Source organism: Neobacillus sp. K501 (assembly GCF_053749995.1).
This window is the reverse complement of sequence record NZ_JBSLYA010000006.1, coordinates 24,831-46,342: the sequence shown is the minus strand read 5'-3', so window position 1 is coordinate 46,342 and position 21,512 is coordinate 24,831. Positions and strand designations below refer to the sequence as shown.

Annotated in this window: 20 protein-coding genes; 11 read left to right on the top strand and 9 right to left on the bottom strand. The window is 40.6% G+C overall.

Features of this window, described 5'->3' with window-relative positions; genetic code table 11:
• Window positions 1–11: 11 nt before the first annotated feature.
• Window positions 12–1,502 carry a UDP-glucose--hexose-1-phosphate uridylyltransferase gene (gene galT / locus ACWM35_RS14635; protein WP_454819530.1) on the top strand — a complete coding sequence of 497 codons (1,491 nt, stop codon included), beginning with the start codon at window positions 12–14 and terminating at the stop codon, window positions 1,500–1,502.
• Between the two features lie 19 nt (window positions 1,503–1,521).
• Window positions 1,522–2,565 carry an aldose epimerase family protein gene (locus tag ACWM35_RS14630; RefSeq protein WP_454819529.1) on the top strand — a complete coding sequence of 348 codons (1,044 nt, stop codon included), beginning with the start codon at window positions 1,522–1,524 and terminating at the stop codon, window positions 2,563–2,565.
• Window positions 2,566–2,688: 123 nt separating this feature from the next.
• Here ACWM35_RS14630 and ACWM35_RS14625 read toward each other — a convergent pair whose 3' ends face one another.
• Complete coding sequence (locus ACWM35_RS14625; RefSeq protein ID WP_454819528.1) at window positions 2,689–2,928, bottom strand: hypothetical protein; 240 nt, start codon at window positions 2,926–2,928, stop codon at window positions 2,689–2,691.
• A 259-nt stretch (window positions 2,929–3,187) separates the two neighbouring features.
• Here ACWM35_RS14625 and ACWM35_RS14620 point away from each other — a divergent pair, with 259 nt between their 5' ends.
• Together ACWM35_RS14620 and hpt are read left to right on the top strand one after the other, a co-directional pair.
• Window positions 3,188–4,420 (top strand): allantoate amidohydrolase, encoded by a 1,233-nt coding sequence (locus ACWM35_RS14620; RefSeq protein ID WP_454819527.1) that lies wholly within the window; start codon window positions 3,188–3,190, stop codon window positions 4,418–4,420.
• Between the two features lie 136 nt (window positions 4,421–4,556).
• Window positions 4,557–5,060 (top strand): hypoxanthine phosphoribosyltransferase, encoded by a 504-nt coding sequence (hpt, locus tag ACWM35_RS14615; protein ID WP_454819752.1) that lies wholly within the window; start codon window positions 4,557–4,559, stop codon window positions 5,058–5,060.
• A 66-nt stretch (window positions 5,061–5,126) separates the two neighbouring features.
• Here the strand turns inward: hpt and ACWM35_RS14610 are convergent, their stop codons facing one another.
• From ACWM35_RS14610 to ACWM35_RS14590, 5 genes are all read right to left on the bottom strand, one after another.
• Window positions 5,127–6,134, bottom strand: a complete 1,008-nt coding sequence (locus ACWM35_RS14610) for a DUF3231 family protein (RefSeq protein ID WP_454819526.1) — start codon at window positions 6,132–6,134, stop codon at window positions 5,127–5,129.
• Window positions 6,135–6,295: 161 nt separating this feature from the next.
• Window positions 6,296–8,242, bottom strand: a complete 1,947-nt coding sequence (locus ACWM35_RS14605; RefSeq protein WP_454819525.1) for an FtsX-like permease family protein — start codon at window positions 8,240–8,242, stop codon at window positions 6,296–6,298.
• Window positions 8,232–8,993: an ABC transporter ATP-binding protein gene (locus ACWM35_RS14600; RefSeq protein WP_454819524.1), complete on the bottom strand. Its 762-nt coding sequence runs from the start codon at window positions 8,991–8,993 to the stop codon at window positions 8,232–8,234. Before ACWM35_RS14600 ends, ACWM35_RS14605 begins: the two co-directional genes overlap by 11 nt.
• A gap of 99 nt (window positions 8,994–9,092) precedes the next feature.
• Window positions 9,093–10,097, bottom strand: coding sequence for an ATP-binding protein (locus tag ACWM35_RS14595; RefSeq protein ID WP_454819523.1), 1,005 nt, complete (start codon window positions 10,095–10,097; stop codon window positions 9,093–9,095).
• Window positions 10,094–10,786, bottom strand: coding sequence for a winged helix-turn-helix domain-containing protein (locus tag ACWM35_RS14590; protein ID WP_454819522.1), 693 nt, complete (start codon window positions 10,784–10,786; stop codon window positions 10,094–10,096). Before ACWM35_RS14590 ends, ACWM35_RS14595 begins: the two co-directional genes overlap by 4 nt.
• 164 nt (window positions 10,787–10,950) lie before the next feature.
• Here ACWM35_RS14590 and ACWM35_RS14585 point away from each other — a divergent pair, with 164 nt between their 5' ends.
• On the top strand, window positions 10,951–11,694 hold the full coding sequence (locus tag ACWM35_RS14585; RefSeq protein WP_454819521.1) for a DUF4230 domain-containing protein: 744 nt from the start codon (window positions 10,951–10,953) through the stop codon (window positions 11,692–11,694).
• 112 nt (window positions 11,695–11,806) lie between these two features.
• The gene (locus ACWM35_RS14580) at window positions 11,807–13,132 is read left to right on the top strand and encodes a S8 family peptidase (protein ID WP_454819520.1); all 1,326 of its coding nucleotides are present in this window, start codon (window positions 11,807–11,809) and stop codon (window positions 13,130–13,132) included.
• A gap of 126 nt (window positions 13,133–13,258) precedes the next feature.
• Here the strand turns inward: ACWM35_RS14580 and ACWM35_RS14575 are convergent, their stop codons facing one another.
• The gene (locus ACWM35_RS14575) at window positions 13,259–13,996 is read right to left on the bottom strand and encodes an IclR family transcriptional regulator (protein WP_454819519.1); all 738 of its coding nucleotides are present in this window, start codon (window positions 13,994–13,996) and stop codon (window positions 13,259–13,261) included.
• A gap of 162 nt (window positions 13,997–14,158) precedes the next feature.
• Between ACWM35_RS14575 and ACWM35_RS14570 the strand changes: the two genes are divergently transcribed.
• From ACWM35_RS14570 to ACWM35_RS14550, 5 genes are all read left to right on the top strand, one after another.
• Window positions 14,159–15,013, top strand: a complete 855-nt coding sequence (locus ACWM35_RS14570) for a dimethylarginine dimethylaminohydrolase family protein (protein ID WP_454819518.1) — start codon at window positions 14,159–14,161, stop codon at window positions 15,011–15,013.
• A gap of 18 nt (window positions 15,014–15,031) precedes the next feature.
• Window positions 15,032–15,793 (top strand): dimethylarginine dimethylaminohydrolase family protein, encoded by a 762-nt coding sequence (locus ACWM35_RS14565; protein WP_454819517.1) that lies wholly within the window; start codon window positions 15,032–15,034, stop codon window positions 15,791–15,793.
• A 37-nt stretch (window positions 15,794–15,830) separates the two neighbouring features.
• Entirely contained in the window at window positions 15,831–17,237 is a 1,407-nt protein-coding gene (locus ACWM35_RS14560) for an amino acid permease (RefSeq protein WP_454819516.1), read from the top strand.
• Between the two features lie 114 nt (window positions 17,238–17,351).
• The gene (locus tag ACWM35_RS14555; protein ID WP_454819515.1) at window positions 17,352–19,076 is read left to right on the top strand and encodes a M20/M25/M40 family metallo-hydrolase; all 1,725 of its coding nucleotides are present in this window, start codon (window positions 17,352–17,354) and stop codon (window positions 19,074–19,076) included.
• 179 nt (window positions 19,077–19,255) lie between these two features.
• Entirely contained in the window at window positions 19,256–20,530 is a 1,275-nt protein-coding gene (locus ACWM35_RS14550; protein WP_454819514.1) for an MFS transporter, read from the top strand.
• 45 nt (window positions 20,531–20,575) lie between these two features.
• Here the strand turns inward: ACWM35_RS14550 and tatC are convergent, their stop codons facing one another.
• Together tatC and ACWM35_RS14540 are read right to left on the bottom strand one after the other, a co-directional pair.
• The gene (tatC, locus tag ACWM35_RS14545) at window positions 20,576–21,301 is read right to left on the bottom strand and encodes a twin-arginine translocase subunit TatC (protein WP_454819513.1); all 726 of its coding nucleotides are present in this window, start codon (window positions 21,299–21,301) and stop codon (window positions 20,576–20,578) included.
• Complete coding sequence (locus tag ACWM35_RS14540) at window positions 21,301–21,501, bottom strand: twin-arginine translocase TatA/TatE family subunit (RefSeq protein ID WP_454819512.1); 201 nt, start codon at window positions 21,499–21,501, stop codon at window positions 21,301–21,303. The genes tatC and ACWM35_RS14540 overlap by 1 nt, the downstream gene beginning before the upstream one ends.
• Window positions 21,502–21,512: the final 11 nt, after the last annotated feature.

Genomic DNA, 21,512 nt, shown 5'->3' with positions numbered 1-21,512 from the left:
GGGGATTTTGAATGGATGTGTACCAAGTGATACAGGCCCTATTAAATAGGGCCCTGTCTCTGGAACTAATCGACCAGCAGGATGAAATTTATGCCCGTAATCAAATCATGGCGCAATTGTCGTTGAGTGATTTCCCTCAACAAGATACGATAGAAGCCGAAACGAGCATTCCTGATTTACTTGAATTGCTTGTTGAGTATTCGCTGGAGAAGGGGCTTATCGATGATTTGGACAGTGATAAAGATATTCTTTCCAGTAAAATTATGAATGTCCTAATCCCTAGACCTTCTGAGGTAAATCGGATATTTTTTGAAAAATATAAGAGTGGTTCTGTCGAAGCAACGGACTTTTTCTATCAGCTCAGCCGAAACAGCAATTACATTCAAACGAAAAGTATCGCCAAGAATATTAATTATCCGATTGCAACAGCTTATGGTGATTTAGATATTACGATTAATCTTTCTAAGCCGGAAAAGGATCCGAAGCAAATTGCCCGCGAGAGGGAAATGAAACCTGTGACTGCGAATTATCCTAAATGCCTGCTTTGTGTGGAAAATGAAGGATATGCGGGGCGGATAGGGCACCCAGCTCGGTCGAATCACCGAATCATCCATTTAGAATTAACGGAAGAGCCTTGGTTTTTACAGTATTCCCCTTATGTTTATTACAATGAACACTGCATTGTTTTCTCTGGTGAGCATCGGGATATGAAAATTGACCGTGGTACTTTTGCGAGATTGCTAGAATTTGTTGAGAAATTTCCACACTATTTTGTTGGCTCGAATGCCGACCTTCCAATTGTTGGTGGTTCCATTCTAATTCATGATCACTATCAGGGCGGAAATTATGAATTTGCCATGGCTAGAGCGAAGGAGGATGTTGCTTTTTCACTAAGTGACTTCCCGTCGATTCAAGCAACAACCTTGAAATGGCCGCTATCGGTGATTCGCTTAAGGGGTATGAATCGGGTTGAGTTGGTTGCCGCCTCAGATATGATTTTAGAAGCTTGGAAGAATCATAGTGACTCATCCGTCGGGATTGAGGCCTATACCGGTGAAACAAGACATAACACGATTACTCCAATTGCGAGGATGAGGGGTGAACTGTTTGAGATGGATCTTGTTCTTCGGAATAATCGCACGAGTGATGAACATCCACTTGGGATATTCCACCCGCATGATGATGTCCATCATATTAAAAAGGAGAACATTGGCCTGATTGAAGTGATGGGGCTTGCGGTGCTACCGGCAAGATTGGAAACAGAGTTAAAAGAAATCGAGCAGTTTTTGTTATCACAGCCTTCAGAAGTAAAGGAATACCACTTACCATGGGCGAATGAACTTAAAACGAAGTACAACTCAGCTGTGACTGCAGAAACTGTAGAAGGGATCATTCGCAACGAGGTTGGTGCGAAGTTTGTAAGAGTATTAGAGGATGCTGGTGTCTTTAAGCAAAACGAAACGGGTAAACAAGCGTTTCGCCGTTTTACTAAAACTTTGTAAACGATTGGAGTTTATGAGAATGAGAGTAATTCAAAAAAAGTTTGTTGAATTAGCTGGCCAAACGGTTACAGCGTATACGTTGGTAAACGACCATGGCATGGAAGTGACGACGATTGATTATGGCTGTACGATCACAAAAATTCTTGTTCCGGACCGAAACGGGGTAATCGAAAATGTGGTTTTAGGCTTTGATACACTTGAAGAGTATCAGCAATATTCTCCTTATTTTGGTGCAATCTGCGGTCGTCATGCTGGCAGAATCGCCAATGCTGAGTTTACATTAGATGGAACTACTTATCAGCTTGCGAAAAATAACGGCGGTAATCATCTCCATGGTGGGTTGCAAGGTTTTGATAAGGTGGTTTGGAACACGGTGGTAGTAGAAGAAAAGGATTCAATTCATCTTGAATTTTCCTATTTAAGCAAAGATGGGGAAGAAGGTTATCCTGGGAATTTGGAGATGAAGGTAACGTACACCTTAAATAATGAGAATGAACTTGTGATCGATTATGAAGGGGTAAGTGATCAAGCCACTGTCTTAAATGTGACGAATCATTCTTATTTTAACCTAAGCGGAAATTTGAAACGGGACATTCTTCAGCATACATTAACGTTGAAAAGTGATTGCTTTCTTGAACTGAATGAGGAACTGATTCCCACTGGTGAAATTCTTCCTGTTGAAGGGACGGAATTTGATTTCAGGACTGGGCGTAAAATTGTTGGTGGAACAGAAACAACGAACCCACAAAATGTGCTGGTTGGAAATGGCTATGATCACCCATTTTTACTAGCGGAAAATGGGAATAAAGAAATTCAGCTTTACGACGAAAAAAGCGGCCGGAGACTAATCATCGAAACAGACCAACCTGGAGTCGTCCTCTACACCGGAAACATGCTAGGCGAAGACTTCTCAATTCGCGGAGTTCAAGCAAGAAAACACCTGGGACTATGCCTAGAAACACAAGGACCGCCAGACTCACTGAACCACCCGCACTTCCCATCTGCTGTACTTGAAAAAGGTGAAAAATACAAAGCAGTAACTAAATACAGATTTATGAACTAAGGGTGTTCACTATACGGTGCCTGTCACCGCTCGTGGACACTGTCCACCTCAGGCGGACAGTTCATGCATGCTGAGATTCAAAAAAGACTTGGATTTCCTTCGGGGGACCAAGTCTTTTCTGTGTTATTGCAGGCTGCTGAAGAAGCCGAGTGCGTATTTGATTCCTTCTTCAATGTTGTTTGTTTCGTAGCCTTGCAGGTCTTCGTTGGTGATTTCGAGTTTGGTTCCGGTTAAGGAGTAGCCGCTGTCGAGGTTGATGTCGAGCAGTACTTCATAGCCATTTGTGGTTTGGTTGATTTCGATGATGTCGTAATCGCGGACCGGGGCTCCGGTTTCGTAATCAAATGAATCTAGTTCAGACACACTAGCACCTCCAGATTTTTCTTCTAACCAACATAGCTTTTCCAAAAAACGCTACAATAACCAGTTTTTAAGGTGAATTTATTCAAAAATCAACATCAGATTATTCCACACAACTGGACATAATATCCAACATTTTATCGTCTGCGATGGATACATTGTCTAATGACACCCCCCCTATATGTTATATAATTAAAGTTAACAGAAAATTTACATAAAATAATGGCTTATACAATCACTATTTGAATAGGAGTGATGAAAAGTGCAGCGACAAAAGCTATTGATTAATGGTGAAAGACTTAAGAATGAACTGGAACGTTTCGCCAACTTTGGCCAGACAGAAAATAATGGGGTTACGCGTCTGTCCTTATCAGAGGAAGACAGAAGGGCACGAGATTTTTTCCGTTCTTGCTGTGAAGAGCTGGGCCTACATGTCAGGGTAGACGATATGGGCTGTATGTATGCCACGCTGGCAGGAATCGAAAACAAGCCACCGATTGTCATCGGGTCCCATCTTGATTCCGTCAAAAAAGGCGGACGCTTTGATGGTGTCCTAGGGGTATTAGCTGGATTAGAAGTAGTAAGAACATTAGTCGAGAATAAAATCAAACCGCAAATTCCCATTACTATCGTCAATTTCACCAATGAAGAAGGAGCGAGGTTTGAGCCTTCGATGATGGCATCAGGAGTGCTGTCTGGTAAATTTGATAAAGCGGTAATGTTAAAAAAGACCGATCGCGATGGAATTACCTTTGAAGATGCACTAAAGTCAATAGGCTACGAAGGGGAAGTGGAGAATCGTCTCAAAGAGGCGTCCGCCTTTTTGGAGCTGCATATTGAACAAGGTCCTATCCTTGAAACGGAAGCCATTTCAATTGGTGTCGTGGATTGTGTTGTTGGGATGGCCTGCTACGATATTGAAATTACTGGTGAATCTGACCATGCTGGAACAACCCCGATGAATATGCGTAAGGATGCTCTCTTTGCAGCAAATAACTTAATTAATGAGATTCGTAAAACACTCTCAGCATTAGATGAACAACTCGTCTTTACGATCGGCAGGGTCAATGTATATCCGAGTATCCATACGGTGATTCCAAATAAGGTTGTCTTTTCATTAGAAGCTCGTCATAAAAATCCAGAGATCGTCAGTGTCTTTAAAGATTTTGTCCAAGAACTGCCGTATAAAGGGTTAAATGAAGGCTGTGAGGTCAAAACCACAAAGCTTTGGGAGCGGGATACGGTTTGGTTTGCACCGGAGCTGGTGAATCAATTAGAGCAATCTGCGCAGTCTTTAGGTTACCCCAACAAAAAAATGGCCAGTGGTGCCGGGCATGATGCCCAATTCATTTCCAGTTATATCCCGTCGGCGATGCTATTTGTACCAAGCATCAACGGTAAAAGTCATTGTGAAATCGAACTTACTACCTGGGAGGACTGTGAAAAGGGAGTCAACGTCCTTTTGGATACAGTGCTTGCCTTGTTAGCTAAATAAGTGGTTATTTTGAGAGGCACCCATCAGGTTGGGTGCCTTCTACTTTTTTTGCATGCGACAGTGGGAATGTGGTAAATATGTAAGAGAAGCTAAAAGAAAGAAGGTAACCTTTGTGGCATACAGAGTAAAAGATGTAATGATTTCAGAACAAGAGATTAAAGAGAGAGTAAAGGAATTAGCAGCGGAAATTGAACGTGATTTCAATAACGAGGAAATTTTTTTCATTGTTGTTTTGAAAGGATCGTTTGTATTTGCAGCCGACTTGCTTCGTGAAATGAAGAGCAATATTCAAGTAGATTTCATCTCCGTTTCCAGCTACAGTGACCAAACTGAAACGACCGGGAAAGTGAAGTTATTAAAGGATCTTGATGCAGATATTACTGATCGGAATGTGGTTGTAATTGAGGATATCATCGACAGCGGTCTTACCCTGCATTTCCTCCGTGATCACTTGAAAATGCATAAGCCAAAGCAAGTTAAAATCTGCACGCTTTTAGACAAGCCGGAAAGAAGGAGAATTGACCTGCCAGTGGATTATGTCGGCTTTGTGATCCCCGATGAATTCATTGTTGGTTATGGGATTGACTATGCCCAGCAGTATCGGAATTTACCGTATATCGCCAATGTCGAAGAGTATTAGATATGGAAAAAGCAAAAGACTAGTGAATTCTCACTAGTCTTTTTGTATAACTTTGTTTATAATTTTTTACTTGCCAAGTTTTTCTCGGTTTGCTGCCGTTGGTGGTTGCTCTAACCATCCGTATTTTATCAACAGTTGTGCTCCGTCCTCAGCATATAACCCTACCTCTGCCATAAGGGCAGTATACTCCACAGCGAGGTCCCTTCTTTGCGAAACGGATACACCAGCTCCGTAATATCCTACTGCAGCTGAAATCAAAATGACAATATGATTAAGCATCAATTTATCTGAAAAAGGAGGTACTGTTGAATTTTTCACTTCAGATACCCATGATTTAGGAGAAGATAATTCATCTTTGGTTAATATCTTACTGAGAACTCCAAATTGCTGTTCACAAAGAGTTTTCCCTCTTTGGAAATATTTTTGGACTTCTTTTGTTTGGCATACTTGTCCAAAGCCAATTTCTAAAACCACTTTAACAATAACCTTTACCATATTATAACTTATTCCGCTAATTTCCATTGCGTTTAAAGGTCGTTTCTTACCAAACCACCCATTTAAATAACGTTGATCCTCTACAAAATCAACTTGACTTGGTGTATTAATACGTGGGGGTTTACCGTAAACCCCTTTATTCAGCATTACATGTGCGATTCGTTTGTATAGTTCCATTGTTTCTTTATTACATTGGATAAAGTAGTCGATTTGGTCAGGACGAGCAGATGTAGCAACGGCACCAGCATAACCTGTTAACCCTAACAATGTCATGACATGCATATAGACCAACATAAAGATATCCGTAAATATCGGAGGGGCATGAATGTTAACATCTTCTGCTATTGTAAATCCCTTTGGAATAGGGAAATTCTCTTGATGAAAAAATCCCTTGATTTTTACAATATGGTTTTCCGCAATATTTAGAGCAAATTCAAGAATGTCTTTAACGTCTTCATCTTTTGCATGTTCAATAGAATGAGTAAGGATGCAGATTGATAAGGAGTCATTGATATATTGGGTCCAGAGATTGGCTATTTCTGATGAAGTGAGTTCTGTGTCGTGACTGATTTCTTTCAAAAAAAACCCTCCGATTTACTTTTCATTAAGTCCCTTTAAAGTTCTATGTATAATTACCATGTTATTATTCAAAATTTGATGAGGATTTATGCTAGTTTTTATAGATTTTAAGTATGGATAAAAACGAAAACACACGCTCTAGCAAGAGCATGTGTTTTAGATTAAAGTGCTTCTTTAATGATTTTTTTGTAGTAAAAGACCGATAGGATCCCGAAGATGGAATATAATGCCGTGTATAATACCATGACAATAATCATTGGTGTCCATACTTCAGTTCCAAATAGGAACCAGCCTGATTGGACGGCAAAGTAGCTATGAACGAGTCCGACGATTAAAGGGATTCCAAAATTAAAGATTTGTTTAGCTTGAATGCCCTTCAATAGATCTCCCTGTGTGTAACCGAGCTTACGTAAAATCGTGTAATTCGGCTTTTCCTCTTCGCCTTCGCCCATTTGTTTAAAATAAAGAATGCAGCCGGAGGTAACTAGGAAGGTTAAACCTAGGAAGCCAACGATAAACATGGTCAGACCCATCAGTTTTTTCTGATTGTTGCTGATTTCTAGGCGTGAATCATTCCCAGAATCTTCATTAATATTCACTTTATTAAATAAGTCATTTGCTTTTTCAAGCTTATCTTCATTTTTTACCGTAATCCCGTTATAGAGGGAAGATTCCAACTGAATTTCTGGATCCAAATCATTTTTTAATCGCTCAAAGGTGAACTCATCGACAATCGCAGTAGGTGCACCGCCGTCCGTGAAATACCAAGAAATAATTGAATCCTTCTCTAAACCTAAATACTTTAACGGAATCGAATCCTGTTTACCGTTTAATTCGATTTGACCGGAATCTTTTAATGTCATTAATTTTTGCAATAAATCGCTATAACCGGTAAAAATGGTTTCCTCTGGGGAAACATCTACGCCTTTAATAGCTCGATCACTGACGACTGATAGAGGCATTTTATTCGGGTCGACCATTAATTCATCTAAAGTAGAATCCATAATCGCTGATAAATTTGTGTTCACTTGAATTACATCGATTTTCTTTTCGTGAAAACCAATCTCATTGTCTTTTAATTGCTGTTTAAATTTCTCTGCCTTCCCTTTATCAATGAACGAAAAGTCTGCGGCCACATTATTAGAGGCTGATTTTTCTGCAGAGAAGTAGGAAATATAACTCAACGATAATAAGCCAATCGCTAGTGCTGAAACTGTCGTCACAATCGTTAATAATAGGGCATTTGATTTCATACGAAACATGACCGATGACAGGGATAGCACCTCATTAATCGATAAATAACCATTTTTCCTTTTTCGAATGAGGTTAAAGATAAAACTAACCGATCCTTTATAAAAAAGGTACGTCCCGATGATGACCGATCCGAGGATAAAGATCATCGCCCCGAACAATTCATTCATCGTTTTAAAATCGCCGCCAAATAATTTCGAAGAAACGAAGTAGCCAAGAATGATTAACACGATTCCAAAGATACCAATCGTCATTTCAAAAATACTTAGCTTTTTCACTCTTTCCTCTGCAGAAGAAGTCACGCGGAATAATGATAAAATCGTTTGTCTTTTAATAAAAAGATAGTTCATCAACATGATTAACAAGTAGATAATGCCGAAAACGATCAAGGTTTGGATGAGCGCTGCCGTCGAAAAATGAAGGGTTGCAATCGCATCCACACCGGTAATCTTAAATAAAATCATGATGATGAATTTTGAAATAGAAAATCCAAAGAAAATTCCGAGAATCAAAGAAGTAAAATAAAGAATAAAGTTTTCTGCGCTCAGAATTCGAAAAATCTTATGTTTTGTCATGCCGATTAACTGAAAGAGTCCGATTTCTTTACTACGCCTTTTGATAAAGATGTTATTGGCGTATAAAAGAAAGATCGAAACAATCGCGACGAGCAGAATGGATGCAGCACGGATCGAAGCCGCTCCTTTGACCGTACCTTTCGCTTCGTCCATTGCCGGGTCGTACTGCAAAGTAACAAAGGCAAAGTAAAGGGCGACACTAAAAACCAAGGCAAACACATAGAGATAGTAATTCTTGAGGTTCTTTTTCAAATTTCGAAAAATTAGTTGATTAATGCTCATCGTGCACACCACCTAGTACACCCTGCGTTTTCATAATGTCTTTAAAGAAGGCTTGCCTCGATTCATCCCCTTTATTTAATTGGGTATAGATATTTCCATCTTTAATAAAAATGACACGGCTGCAATAACTAGCCGCAACAGGGTCATGGGTAACCATAAGAATGGTTGCTTTTCGTTTTTGGTTTAAATCGCTTAGTTTTTTTAATAAATCAGAGGCTGATTTCGAATCAAGCGCTCCGGTTGGTTCATCGGCAAAGATAATACTCGGCTCGTGAATGAAAGCACGGGCTGCAGAGGTTCGTTGTTTCTGACCGCCGGAAATTTCATTTGGATATTTATCCTTCAATTCATAGATTCCGAGCTCTGTCGCCACCTCTTGGAATTTTGCCTCCGCATCCTTCTTCGCAGTTTTTGTCATCGAAAGCGGCAATAGGATATTTTCTTTAACCGTCAATGTATCAAGCAAGTTATAATCTTGAAAAATAAACCCTAAATGGTCTTTTCGAAATTCGGCTAATTGTTTTTCCTTCAACCTTGTGATTTCTTTACCTTCGATTTTGATTTCCCCTTGGCTCACCTGATCAATTGAGGAAAGAACATTAAGTAACGTGGTTTTACCAGAACCAGATGCTCCCATAATACTGACAAATTCACCTTTTTCAATTCCGATGTCAATGCCTTTTAAAACCTCTTGTTTATTAAATTTATTTCCATAGCTTTTATAGATTTTTGCAGCTTCTAAAATTTTCATCTTCACACATCCTTTGATTCAATAGCTTTATTATAATTTCCCTTATTGTTGAATTCCTTCGATTGGGCGAACAAAATAATAAGGCATGTGACATTTTTGTCACATGCCTAAAATCGTAACGAAGTCATTTCTTTGGGGAAAAGTTAGCGTAAAGGTCGTACCAGCTCCAAGAGTAGAGTGAACATCGATATGGATCAGTAACGGTTGTGCGGCTTTTTGGGCTAAGAATAACCCCATGCCAGTGCCGGCATGATCTTGATGATGGGTCGTGGAGGTAAACCCTTTATCAAAGATACGTGGGAGATCCCTTTGATCAATGCCGCGGCCAAAATCCTCGACTTCGAGGATCGTATGACCATCCCGCTTGTAACTTCTGATGATAATATCAGAGGCTTCACTATATTTAACGGCGTTCGTTAACAGCTGTCTTAGGATAAATGCGAGCCATTTCGCATCACTTAGTACTTCTGAAGTCTCGAGCTCGACTTCAAAGCCAATTCCTTTTTGGATACACCAGGATTGTAACATCTTAATCTCTTTAAAAATGAGCGGCTTTAAGCCAGTATTTTCGATATATAAGTCATTTTCCATAAATGGAATTCGCTTTTGGTGAAGCTGTTGATCAAGCAGGAGGTGGATGCGCAGCCATTCGTATCTCATTTGTGCTTTCATCGTATCATCGTCAAGGCGGTCAATCATTAAATGCATTGCCGTCAGCGGTGTTTTCACCTCGTGAATCCAAGCTAATAGTTCATCCTTTTCTACCTCTAACAACAGCTGATTTTCTGAAGCCTTTTTTATTAACAACTCCGTTTGGTTGGTAATGCTATTTTCAATGATTTTTTCAAACGGAGTTTCGGAATCGATGATCTTTGTTAAATCGAGATTGTTTTCCCACTCTGCTAAGCTTTGATAGAATTTCGTTTCTTTATGGTAGCGGAAGATTAAGAAAATCGTAAAAATGATCAGCGACAAGAAGACAAGATAAAAGATCGACGAGAATGGGATGGTTTTATCAAGAAAGGTGACACAAAGGGTGAGAATCTGCAGGAGTAGGTACAGTAGAATCCAACTGCGTCGTTCGGTTAAGAATTTTTTTATCATCCTTCGCCAGCCTCTTCAATGGCGATGTACCCTTGTCCAACCTTTGTTTCAATATATTGTCCCAAGTGAATCTCATCTAATTTTTTCCGAAGGCGATTGACGTTGACTGTTAAGGTATTGTCACTAACAAAACGCTCGTCCTCCCATAAGCTTCGGATTAGTTCTTCGCGGCTAACAATTCTATTCTTGTGGTCAATCAATTGCTTTAAGATAAAAATTTCATTTTTCGTCAGTTCAATCGAGCCTTGGTCGCTGCTGACCGTGTTTTTCTCATAATCGATAGTGGCGCCGCACCAAGTTTTGAGCGCAATCGGATCCGTATTGTAATTGTAGACACGGCGGAGAATCGCCTGTATTTTGGCAATTAGCACTTCGAAATGAAACGGCTTTTGTATAAAATCGTCGGCTCCAAGCTGCATCGACATCACCATATCAGTCGGATGATCGCGGGAGGAAAGAAAAACAATCGGAACATTCGAATGAGAGCGAATCATTCGGCACCAATGAAAGCCATCAAACTTCGGTAATTGAATATCAATAATCACTAAATCAGGTTTGATCACAGTAAATTCATGAAGCACTTTACTAAAATCGGAAATCCCATATACCTCATAGGCCCAGCCCGTTAAGCGGTCCTTGACTTCATGAAATAAGGTTTCATCGTCTTCGATGAGCAATAGTTTAAACAAAGTTTTCACCACACTTCTTTATCTACCATCATTTTAATGGAAAATCTTGCAAGATTCTAGTGAATAGGTAAGATGGCTGAACTGGAAAAAGCTTATGGTGGTTGTTGCTCTTTGAAAATAGTAAAATATTATCTTGGAACTTTAACAGCAGGGGGGATTCCCACATGAGTAAGGATGATAGATTTCCGGCACAATACGAGAGTGCCTGGCAGGAATTGATCAAGGGAAAAGAAGAGTCTTCGGCAACTATTGCGCTCGAAGAAAGAGTAAAGCTTCCTAAGCGCTTCGGAAGTAGGAAAAAGCATGTTATTAAATTCATTGGTGTTAAAAATATATTAATTGTGATCCTGGCAGCAATGGTCGTTGGTGCCGGGGTATGGATATTTAATGGCAGTACGTTTAAAAAGGAAAGCACCACTTTTATTGAACAGGTACAGGAGTTAGCCACGCTGGCAACGGCCCAAGCACATGTGAAGGTTGTTATTGAACAAGAAGACAACAAATTGTTTGGCAAGGATATTCAAGTAGATTTGCCTGGTACGAAGCGGGAGTTATTACTAGTGGTGCCAGCAACGGTTACGGCAGGAGTAGATTTAAAGGAAGTGACTGAGGATGATATGAAGATGGATGAAGGGAAAAAAGTGATCGAAATCGTCCTTCCACACGCAGAGTTCATTCAGGAACCAGCAATTCAAATGGACAAGGTTAGAACCTTCTCTGATGAAGGCCTTCTCCGTGGAGAAACAAAATGGGACGAAGGCTTCGACCTAGCAGCAGAAGCCCAATACCAAATCAAAGCCGAATCCGTCGAAATCGGACTACTTCAAACCGCGGAAAAAAACGCTGAGAAAGTCCTCAAAGAATTCTTTGGAACCCTTGGGTATTCGGTGGAGATTTCATATCGATAAAAGGTTCGCCTCTAAGTTTGAACTCTATTAAAATCAAAAAAATAGACTACAACCGTTCCCCTTTCTTCTAGCATTCATATTTTATTAAAAAGTATGAAAGGAAGGGATAGGTATGTTTGGGTATTCGATGGTTCAAATGGTACGAGCCCATGCTGGTAAGTTAGAGAAGCCGTTGCGGGAACAATTACTGAACCTTTATAGACCATTTAAATGGACACCATGCTTTTTGCATAATATGTTTGAGGGGTTTCTTAAACTAGGGAAGAAATTCTCCGTCATTGTTGAGTTTGAAAATAGTTGCTTTGAGGCAGGTTGTAATAAAGTTAAGCAGGTTACAAATAATCATTTCTTCAATAACGTAAAACGCGAATTTCCTCGTGTATCCTGTTGTAGTGTAGATGTAACGCCAAAGGGATTGGAAGAAATGCTTGCTAGCTGTAATCATATCCGTAGAGTTTATTTAAATCGTGAGGTTAATGCTTTGCTTGATAATGCCGTGTCTTCAGCAAAAGCAAAAGGGATTGTAAGAAATGATCAAGTACTAACTGGCGCGGGTGTAACGATTGCTATTATTGATACAGGAATTTACCCGCATCAAGACCTAGAAGATAGAATCATAGATTTTAAGGATTTTGTGAATAATCGAACCGAGCCTTATGATGATAATGGCCATGGAACGCATTGTGCAGGGGATGCTGCCGGTAATGGCGCCGCTTCAGATTTTCAGTATATTGGACCAGCACCGGAGGCAAATCTGATCGGAGTAAAGGTTTTAGATAAATTGGGGTCAGGATCACTTGAAACCATTATGGATGGGGTTGAATGGTGTATTCAATACAATGAGAGCAACCCGGCCAATAAAATTGATATTATCAGCATGTCATTGGGAAGCGATGCCCAAGATTATGGAAGTGACAACAATGATCCAATGGTCAGCATCGTTGAGGCAGCTTGGAAATCAGGAATTGTAGTTTGTGTCGCTGCAGGAAATTCCGGTCCTAGTGCGGGTTCGATCGCCAGTCCAGGTGTCAGTGATCTAGTGATAACTGTTGGAGCACTGGATGACCGTGATACTCCTGGCACAAAGACGGATGATGTTGTTGCGGAGTTTTCAAGTAGAGGCCCCACTGTATATGGCTTAGAGAAACCTGATATTGTTGCACCAGGGGTTAATATTATTTCTTTACGTTCACCAAATTCCTATTTGGACAAGCTGCAAAAATCCAGCCGCGTCGGAAATGATTACACCGTGTTATCCGGTACCTCCATGGCAACACCAATATGTGCCGGAATCGTCGCACTCATGAAACAGCACAAACCTAACCTCACGCCAGATGACATTAAACATCAACTAAAAATAGGTGCAGATACATGGAAAGACCTAGACCCTAACAAATACGGCGCTGGATATATCAATGCAGAAAACTCGATAAGGTGATGCTAATACGGTGACAGGCACCACTCGTGGACAGTGTCCACCGTGGGCGGACACTCTACGTTTAATTTCACTAAAAAAGAAGCTTTGGAATTTTTTTATTAAATACAAAGCTTCTTTTTTGTTGTTTTAGCGTTTGCTTCCTAGTTTGGCGGAGATGCACAGGCCGTATTGGGTAACTTTTTCGCATAGGAAGTGTTGTCTTTCTTCTGTTAGGTTGAAGTTGACGTAGCCGATGCTTAAAGCTCCTATTAGTTCATTGGAATGATTAAAGATTGGAGCTGCAACGGACGAAGTACCATTCGTTTTCTCGCCGTGGCTTTCTCCATAGCCTTCATCTCGGATTCTGTTCAATAATTGTAAGAAATCGTCTTTTTCTTCTGAAGGTACTAATGTATGAACCAGTTTTAAAGTTTCTTTCTCAGGCATATGGGCCAACATCACCTTGTTTGCCGCCCCAATGTTCATCGGGATTCTGAGTCCTAGCTGGTCATAAATTCGAATCGGATTATGCGGGCAATCAATTCTTTCAACTACTAATGCCTCTTCCCCAATCGGTTTACTAAAATAAACACTCTCTCCCACTTCATGCATTAATTTCTCCATTTCGGGGCGGATCAGCCCGACAAAGTCAAAGGTATCGTACATTTGCAGCCCATATTCCAGCCAAGTATTACCCATCGAATAGAGTTTTAGATTGGGATCCTGCTGGATAAGCCCATGTTTAATCATGGATTGCAAAAGTCGATGCATCGTGCTTACAGGTAAATCACATTCTTTCGACAAATCGGAAATAGATATCCATTTCTTTTGGTCACTTCCAGCAAGAACTTTAATAACTTGCATAGCTCGATCAATTGTTTGCATGATAGCGCTCCTATCTGAATTCTATAAAAATAAATATTCAGCAAATTCTAAATATATTGACATGGTTTTATACCTACTATAATATCATATTATAAGTTTTCCATCATAAGAAAATGTTTTCCACTATGCGGAAAAAGAGAGGTGAGTTGGTTGTTAACTTCTATGTTTAAAAATCTTAACAAGGTGATCGTAAAACATCCAAAAGATGCTTTTATCAGTCAAGAACATTTAAGGAATGAATGGAAGAAATTCAACTATATCGATGAGCCAGATTTCATTAAGGCCCAGCTTGAGTATGAACAGTTTCTTTCGATTATGAAACAACATGTAGAGCAAATTGAATTTTTACCTGCTGTAGATACGGTAGGACTAGATTCTCTTTACGCCCACGATCCTGTTAAGTTCACGAAAAATGGTGCCATTATTTTAAAATCAGGAAAGAAGTTGCGCCAGTTGGAAGCAGAGGTCTATAAACAATTTTTAGAAGAAAAGAATATACCGATTTTAGGAGAATTAGCGGGAGATGCGGTTGCTGATGGAGGAGATCTTGTTTGGCTGGATGACCGCACGTTGTTAATTGGCCGCGGGTACCGTACGAATGATGAAGCCATCCAACAAATCAAAGAAATGACCAAAGACCTAGTAGATGAGTGCATTGTTGTTCAGCTCCCGCATGATCAAGGGGAAGAGGAATGTCTTCATCTTATGTCCTTTATCAGCATTGTGGATGAAAATTTGGCAGTGGTTTATTCAAGACTTATGCCTGTCTTCCTCAGACAGCTTCTTCTTAAGCGAGGCTTTCAATTGATTGAAGTACCTGATGAAGAATACCTTGGGCTTGGCTGTAATGTGTTGGCGTTAGCGCCTAGAGTTTGCCTGATTGTTTCTGGAAACCCTTACACAAAGCAACAATTAATCGAAGCAGGCGCAACGGTCTACGAATATGAAGGAAATGAAATTTCTTATTTAGGAACTGGCGGGCCGACATGTCTTACATGTCCAGTGGTTCGTGGATAATACAAAGGGGGAAAAAATATGTTTAAAAATACAATTGTCAAAACACCAGGAGAAAGCTATATCAATGGTTTAACTACTTCCGATCTTGGAACACCCATTTTGGAGAAAGCGTTAGAGCAGCACCAAGCATATATTGAAGCTTTGAAAAAATGTGGAACAGAAGTAACGGTGCTTCCAAGTAATAATGAATTTCCAGACTCCACATTTGTGGAAGACACGGCTGTACTGACTCCTAATTTCGCTGTTATCTCAAATCCTGGAGCCCTTTCGCGGAATGGTGAAATTCACGAAATGGAGCCTGCGATTAAATCATTCTATGAAAATATTTACTATATTAAGGCTCCTGGAACGCTAGATGGAGGAGATATTCTCCAGATTGAAGATCATTTTTATATTGGGATTTCAGCAAGAACAAACCTTCAGGGTGCTGAGCAGTTAAAAGTGATTTTAGAATTAGAAAACTACAAAGCAACCATTGTTCAGCTTGAAAAATTCTTTCATTTAAAAACAGGAATTGCCTATCTAGGAAATCAAACGATTGTGGCTGCGGGCGAATTCATTGACCATCCAGATTTCAACTCCTATAAAAAAATCGTTGTTCCGCCAGAAGAGGAATATGCGGCCAATTGTATTCAAGTGAATGACTATGTCATCATTCCGGCAGGATATCCTATCACTAAGCAAAAAATCAACGAGGCTGGATATCAAACGATCGAGTTGGAAATGTCTGAATTCCGTAAACTAGACGGAGGATTAAGCTGCTTGTCACTGCGCTTTTAAAAGGGGACTGCCATTAATTAAAGGGGTGTGAGTAAGTATGGTCAATCAAGGGGGTCAGCAAGAACAGTTAAATCGTTCAATGAAACGGCGGCATTTGTTTATGCTTTCGTTGGGGGGAGTCATTGGAACAGGGCTGTTTTTAAATGCGGGGTATACGATTAATCAGGCAGGAGCCGGAGGCGCGTTAATCGGTTACATATTCGGCGGTATTATTTTGTATCTTGTCATGGTGTGTTTGGGGGAACTAGCCGTCTTTATGCCTGTAACAGGTTCGTTTCAAACCTATGCAAGTAAGTTTATTAGCCCTTCCGCTGGTTTTTCCTTAGGGTGGATGTATTTTATTGGATCGGCAACCACAGCAGGAGTTGAATTTACCGCCGCTGGTATTTTGATGCAGCGGTGGTTCCCTGATATATCGGTTTGGGTCTGGTGTGCGGTTTTCATCGCACTGTTATTTGGTCTCAATGCCTTAACGACTAGGGGTTTCGCCGAGGCAGAATACTGGTTTGCTGGAATAAAAGTAATAGCAGTTATTTTCTTTATCATTATTGGTGTAGGGGCCATTTTTGGAATCATTCCATTGGAAGATAGACCCGCTCCCTTATTAGAAAACCTGGCTCCATCTGGTTTGTTCCCTGCCGGTATTGCGATTTTGTTTGTCACAATGATGAATGTTATTTTTTCTTATCAGGGATCTGAGTTAATTGGAATAGCTGCAGGGGAAAGTGAAGAACCGGAAAAGAATATTCCGCGTGCCATTCGTAACGTTTTATTTAGAATTATCGTTTTTTATCTTGCTTCTATTATTATCTTATCTGCTATTTTTCCAACGAAGGAACTTGGATTATTAGAAAGCCCATTCGTTACTTTGATGGATTTAGCGGGAATTCCTTTCGCTCCGGATATTATGAACTTTGTCATCCTTACCGCAATTTTATCCGTTGGTAATTCCTGTATTTATGCCTCCACACGTCTACTGTGGGCAATGTCTCATGAAGGAATGGCACCAAAGGTTTTTGGAAAACTATCAAAACGTAAGGTTCCATTTACAGCACTCGTGTTTACAATGATTTTCTCCCTTTTATCGTTACTGACAAGTGTGATTGCAGCCGATACAGTATTCGTGTTATTGATGTCGATAGCGGGGATTTCCGTCACGATTTCTTGGATGGGGATTGCCTTAAGCCAGTTCATGTTTCGTCGTAAATACTTGCGTGATGGCGGTAAACTAGAGGACCTGCACTACAAAGTTCCGCTTTATCCGCTCATCCCGATTATTTGTATCGTCTTCTGTATATCCATACTAATCTTCCTAGCTTTCGACCCAACCCAACTAATCGGGCTTCTAATCGGACTAGGATTCCTAGCTGCATGCTACCTGTTCTATTACATCAAAAACAAAAAAACAGATAAAGCTAATGCAGAAACGGATATTAAAGGATAATATTGGCGGTATTTGCGTTGCAGTTTGCGGTGCCTGTCACCGCTCGTGGACAGTGTCCACCCCAGGCGGACACTTGAATGAGAATGATATAAGAATGGTAAAGGGGTAAATGAAATGGAACAGCTTAGGTGGGGGACGCCAGAGGCATTGCGAAGGTTGTTGGGTGAGTTGGTTAGTTGGAGGAGTATGACGTTGACCGACGGTGAGCGTGAGTTTCCTGGCAAGGTTCTGGCGAAGCTTAAAGAACTCCGGTATTTTCAGGAGAATCCTAAAAATCTGGGACTTCATGATGCGGATTTGGGGAGGAGCTTTTTAACGGCTATATATAAGCATGAAGATGCAAAGGAAACCATCGTTTTAATCAGTCATTTTGATACAGTCAATACAGAAGAGTACGGTGATCTAGAGGAATATGCGTATCGACCAGAGGAATTAACGAAATTACTTTTAAACCGAATTGATGAATTACATGAAGATGCCCAGCGGGATCTTCTGTCTGGGGAATATTTATTTGGCCGGGGCACAATGGATATGAAGATGGGTCTTGCCATGCACATGGGGTTAATCGAAAAAGCATCGGTTGAAAAATGGCCGATTAACCTTCTGCTGCTAACGGTGCCGGATGAGGAGGTTAACTCATCTGGTATGCGTGCCGCCGTGACAAAATTATTAGAAATAAAGGAAGCCTACAATCTTACCTATAAGCTATTTTTAAACGGTGAGCCAGTATTTACGCAAGAACCAGGTGACAGAAACTATTATGTCTACTCAGGTTCAATCGGGAAAATCATGCCATCTGCTCTTTTTTATGGAAAGGAGACCCATGTAGGCGAACCGCTCAGCGGTATTACGGCACCCTATATGGCCTCTTTTTTGACCCAGCGGATGGAGTGGAACTTGAGCCTTCAGGAAAAAGTAATGGGGGAAGTCACGCCACTTCCCGTAACTCTTCAGCAAAAGGATTTAAGAATGGAATACTCCGTTCAAACTCCGTACCGTTCAGCCGCTCTTTATAATGTTTTTTTAATGAAGCGGAATGCGGAGGAAATTATGGAGACATTTGAAAAAGTAGCCAATGATGCAGCACAGGCATGTAACCGAGCCTATAAAGCGGTTTGTTTGAAGCAATCTGTAAAGCCTGTTGGTGAAGTTCGTGTTCTACGCTATGAGGACTTACAAACGCATGCGATCCGTAAATTTGGCAGTGAGTTTGTGGAAGAAATTAAAGCAGAGGTTCAGGGAAATGTTGATTGGGATGATCGTGAAAAATCATTGCGAATTGCCGACAGCCTGATGATTGAATGTCAGGAGCTCGCTCCTGCCATTGTTCTACTGTTTGCACCACCCTATTACCCGGCGGTTAATTCTTCAGAAGATGGGCTGGTCAAGCAATGTATTGAGTATGTTAAGGAAAAGGGAAATGAAAAATTTGGGCTGCCTGTCAATCAGGTGCACTATTTCAATGGAATCAGCGATTTAAGCTATGTCAATTATCAGGATGCCGGAGAGGGCTGGACCGCCTTTAAAGCTAACACCCCAGTATGGGGGAGCAGCTATAGTATCCCATTTGATGCAATGGCACAGCTCCAAGCACCAGTCTTGAACGTCGGTCCTTTTGGAAAAGACGCCCATAAACGAACCGAACGCCTCCACACCAAAAGCGCCTTCGAAGAGGTACCAGCACTCGTTGAAGGAATGATCAAAATGATTTGTGGAAATGTGGAAAAAGAGACGGTAAAGGATACCGTAATAATAAAAGCGGTGACAGGCACCACTCGTGGACAGTGTCCACCTCAGGCGGACACTAAAGAAAAAATGGCAATGAGAGAGTTGGTTTAGATTTAGGCTGCATTCTTTTCTCAATTTATTGAGAGAGGGATGCTTTTTTGTTTTTATCATTAGCTTTAATTTGGCAGGATAAATTTACTAATTCAAAGTCTTGAAGATTCTTACAATGATGATTTAAAAAATAAGGAGTATAATCTTTAGATGAAGTTAATGCAGGGGAAGAGATAGATTTGGAAAAGCAAAATAGCAGGTATAGATGGGTTGTTTTTTCGACGGTTCTGTTTGCCTATTTTTTAATCGTCAGTCAACGAACAGCACCGGGGTTAATTACCGATCAATTGATGAAAGATTTCAAGGTGAGTGCATCGACGATTGGGTTTCTGACTAGTATTCAATTTTTGGCCTATGCATCCTTACAGGTTCCGATTGGGATCTTATCTGATCGTTATGGTCCCAATTTTTTTCTTATTGCCGGTACCACATTATGCGGTCTAGGAACGTTTATTTATAGTCTAGCAGGAAATGAATACATTCTTTTACTGGCAAGGTTAATGGTAGGAATAGGGGACGCGGCGATTTGGGTAAATTTAGTTTTAATCTTAAGCCAATGGTTCAAAGTAAAGGAATTTGTTGGTCTCCTTGGTTTGGCAGGAATGAGTGGCAGTTTAGGGTTCTTACTGGCAACCGTTCCGTTTTCAGCCTGGATTAGCCTATCAGGCTGGCGGGCTCCGTTTTTCATTATGGGAATTATCTTATGCTTGTGCGGTATCCTCCTTTATTTTGAACTTGTTAAAAAAGCAAAAAAAATCATAACAGGTTATTCTGCCAAAGGTTCAAAGAAAAAAGAGCGTCAACGTGGAAATACGATGGTGATGCTTCGAGGTTTATTGACGAATCGCCAAGCATGGGCCACCTTCTTTTGCCACTTTGGTGCAGTAGGGACTTATGTTGGTTTTATTGGCTCATGGGCGGTTCCTTATGGAATGAACGTTTATGAAATGACAAGGGGAAGTGCAAGTCAGCTAATTATGGTGGGGCTTATCGGGGCCATGATAGGTGCTCCGTTAACTAGTTGGATTTCCAGCCGCTATGGAACGATCAAAAGACCTTACATCGTTGTTCATTTGATTATCTTAATGAGTTGGTCAGCTTTTGTTGTGTTTGGTGGAAAACCACCAATGTTTATGCTAATTATACTTTTCCTTCTCATTGGTTATGGTAACGGGGCAAGCACCTTAACCTTTGCCGCCGTCCGTCAATCATTTCCAATGAAAGAGGTGGGAGTGGTTTCAGGATTTGCAAATACAGGAGGATTTTTAAGTGCCGTCCTTCTGCCAAGTATTTTCGGTAAGGTGTTAGACCATTTTCAGACTACCGGAGGTCACACCGGCTACCATTACGGATTTATGATTCCTGTTTTCTTTGCTTGCCTTGGTTTAATGGGCGGGCTTCTTATCAAAGAGAAGCGGATGGAAGAAGAGCAACAGAGCGAACAAATCGCATAATTTTTAGTAAGTTAAAAGGAGCTGGGTGACAGCTCCTTTTCTGCATCATGCGGCTAGGTTTAGTTGTTGTTGTTTACGTCTAAAAACGACCTTTGATAATAACACGCTGCATTCATAAAGAAAGATGAGCGGGATGACGACTAAAATATCAGATAAGAAATCCGGCGGGGTGATGAAAACGGCAATGACAATTAATACAAAATAGGAGTATTTACGCATCTTTTGCAAGCGGTAGGGGTTTAATACTCCTAGGCTGGTCAGGAACATAATAATCACTGGCAGTTCGAATAAAACGCCAAATGGCAATGTCATATGAATCAGAAAGCGAAAGTATTTTTCTGTCGTAAAGAAGGTCATGAACATGCCTTCTGACATCGAAAGCAGGAATTTAAAGACAATTGGAAAAATCACGAAATAGCCGAAGCAAATTCCGATAATAAACAGAAAGAATAGTGCCGGAATATAGGCTAGAGTAACCTTTTGCTCACTTTCTTTCAAAGCAGGGCGGATAAACAGCCAGATTTGATAAGCGGCCATCGGAATGGTTCCGGCAATGGAGACCACACTGGCGAGAACTAAATAGACCCATAAAATGTCACTTGGACCGAGGATTGCAAGCTTAATCTCCAAGCCGCCGACAAGCCAATGATAAATATTCTGTACATAAATAAAGGCAATGATGAAAAATAGAATAAAGGTTCCTAGAGTGATAATGAGCCGTTTTCGTAATTCCTCGAAATGGCCGACAAGGTCCATATCTTGAGGCTTCATTATAGGGCTTTTTCCTTTTTGTTTTTCGATGAATCATGACTTGGGTCATCGTCGTTTACTAATTCCCGGGTCGATTTTTTGAATTCCTTTAACGTGGAACCCACGGCACGACCTAATTCAGGTAGCTTTGACGGGCCGAAAATAATTAATGCAATCACGAGAACGAGAATTAAACCTGGAATGCCAATGTTTTGCAGCATAAATGTACCTC

Coding starts and splice junctions, on each gene's coding strand:
- galT (WP_454819530.1), top strand. CDS start 12: ATGGATGTGTACCAAGTGATACAGGCCCTATTAAATAGGGCCCTGTCT.
- ACWM35_RS14630 (WP_454819529.1), top strand. CDS start 1,522: ATGAGAGTAATTCAAAAAAAGTTTGTTGAATTAGCTGGCCAAACGGTT.
- hpt (WP_454819752.1), top strand. CDS start 4,557: ATGATTTCAGAACAAGAGATTAAAGAGAGAGTAAAGGAATTAGCAGCG.
- ACWM35_RS14605 (WP_454819525.1), bottom strand. CDS start 8,242: ATGAGCATTAATCAACTAATTTTTCGAAATTTGAAAAAGAACCTCAAG.
- ACWM35_RS14600 (WP_454819524.1), bottom strand. CDS start 8,993: ATGAAAATTTTAGAAGCTGCAAAAATCTATAAAAGCTATGGAAATAAA.
- ACWM35_RS14595 (WP_454819523.1), bottom strand. CDS start 10,097: ATGATAAAAAAATTCTTAACCGAACGACGCAGTTGGATTCTACTGTAC.
- ACWM35_RS14585 (WP_454819521.1), top strand. CDS start 10,951: ATGAGTAAGGATGATAGATTTCCGGCACAATACGAGAGTGCCTGGCAG.
- ACWM35_RS14580 (WP_454819520.1), top strand. CDS start 11,807: ATGTTTGGGTATTCGATGGTTCAAATGGTACGAGCCCATGCTGGTAAG.
- ACWM35_RS14575 (WP_454819519.1), bottom strand. CDS start 13,996: ATGCAAACAATTGATCGAGCTATGCAAGTTATTAAAGTTCTTGCTGGA.
- ACWM35_RS14570 (WP_454819518.1), top strand. CDS start 14,159: ATGTTTAAAAATCTTAACAAGGTGATCGTAAAACATCCAAAAGATGCT.
- ACWM35_RS14565 (WP_454819517.1), top strand. CDS start 15,032: ATGTTTAAAAATACAATTGTCAAAACACCAGGAGAAAGCTATATCAAT.
- ACWM35_RS14560 (WP_454819516.1), top strand. CDS start 15,831: ATGGTCAATCAAGGGGGTCAGCAAGAACAGTTAAATCGTTCAATGAAA.
- ACWM35_RS14555 (WP_454819515.1), top strand. CDS start 17,352: ATGGAACAGCTTAGGTGGGGGACGCCAGAGGCATTGCGAAGGTTGTTG.
- tatC (WP_454819513.1), bottom strand. CDS start 21,301: ATGAAGCCTCAAGATATGGACCTTGTCGGCCATTTCGAGGAATTACGA.
- ACWM35_RS14540 (WP_454819512.1), bottom strand. CDS start 21,501: ATGCTGCAAAACATTGGCATTCCAGGTTTAATTCTCGTTCTCGTGATT.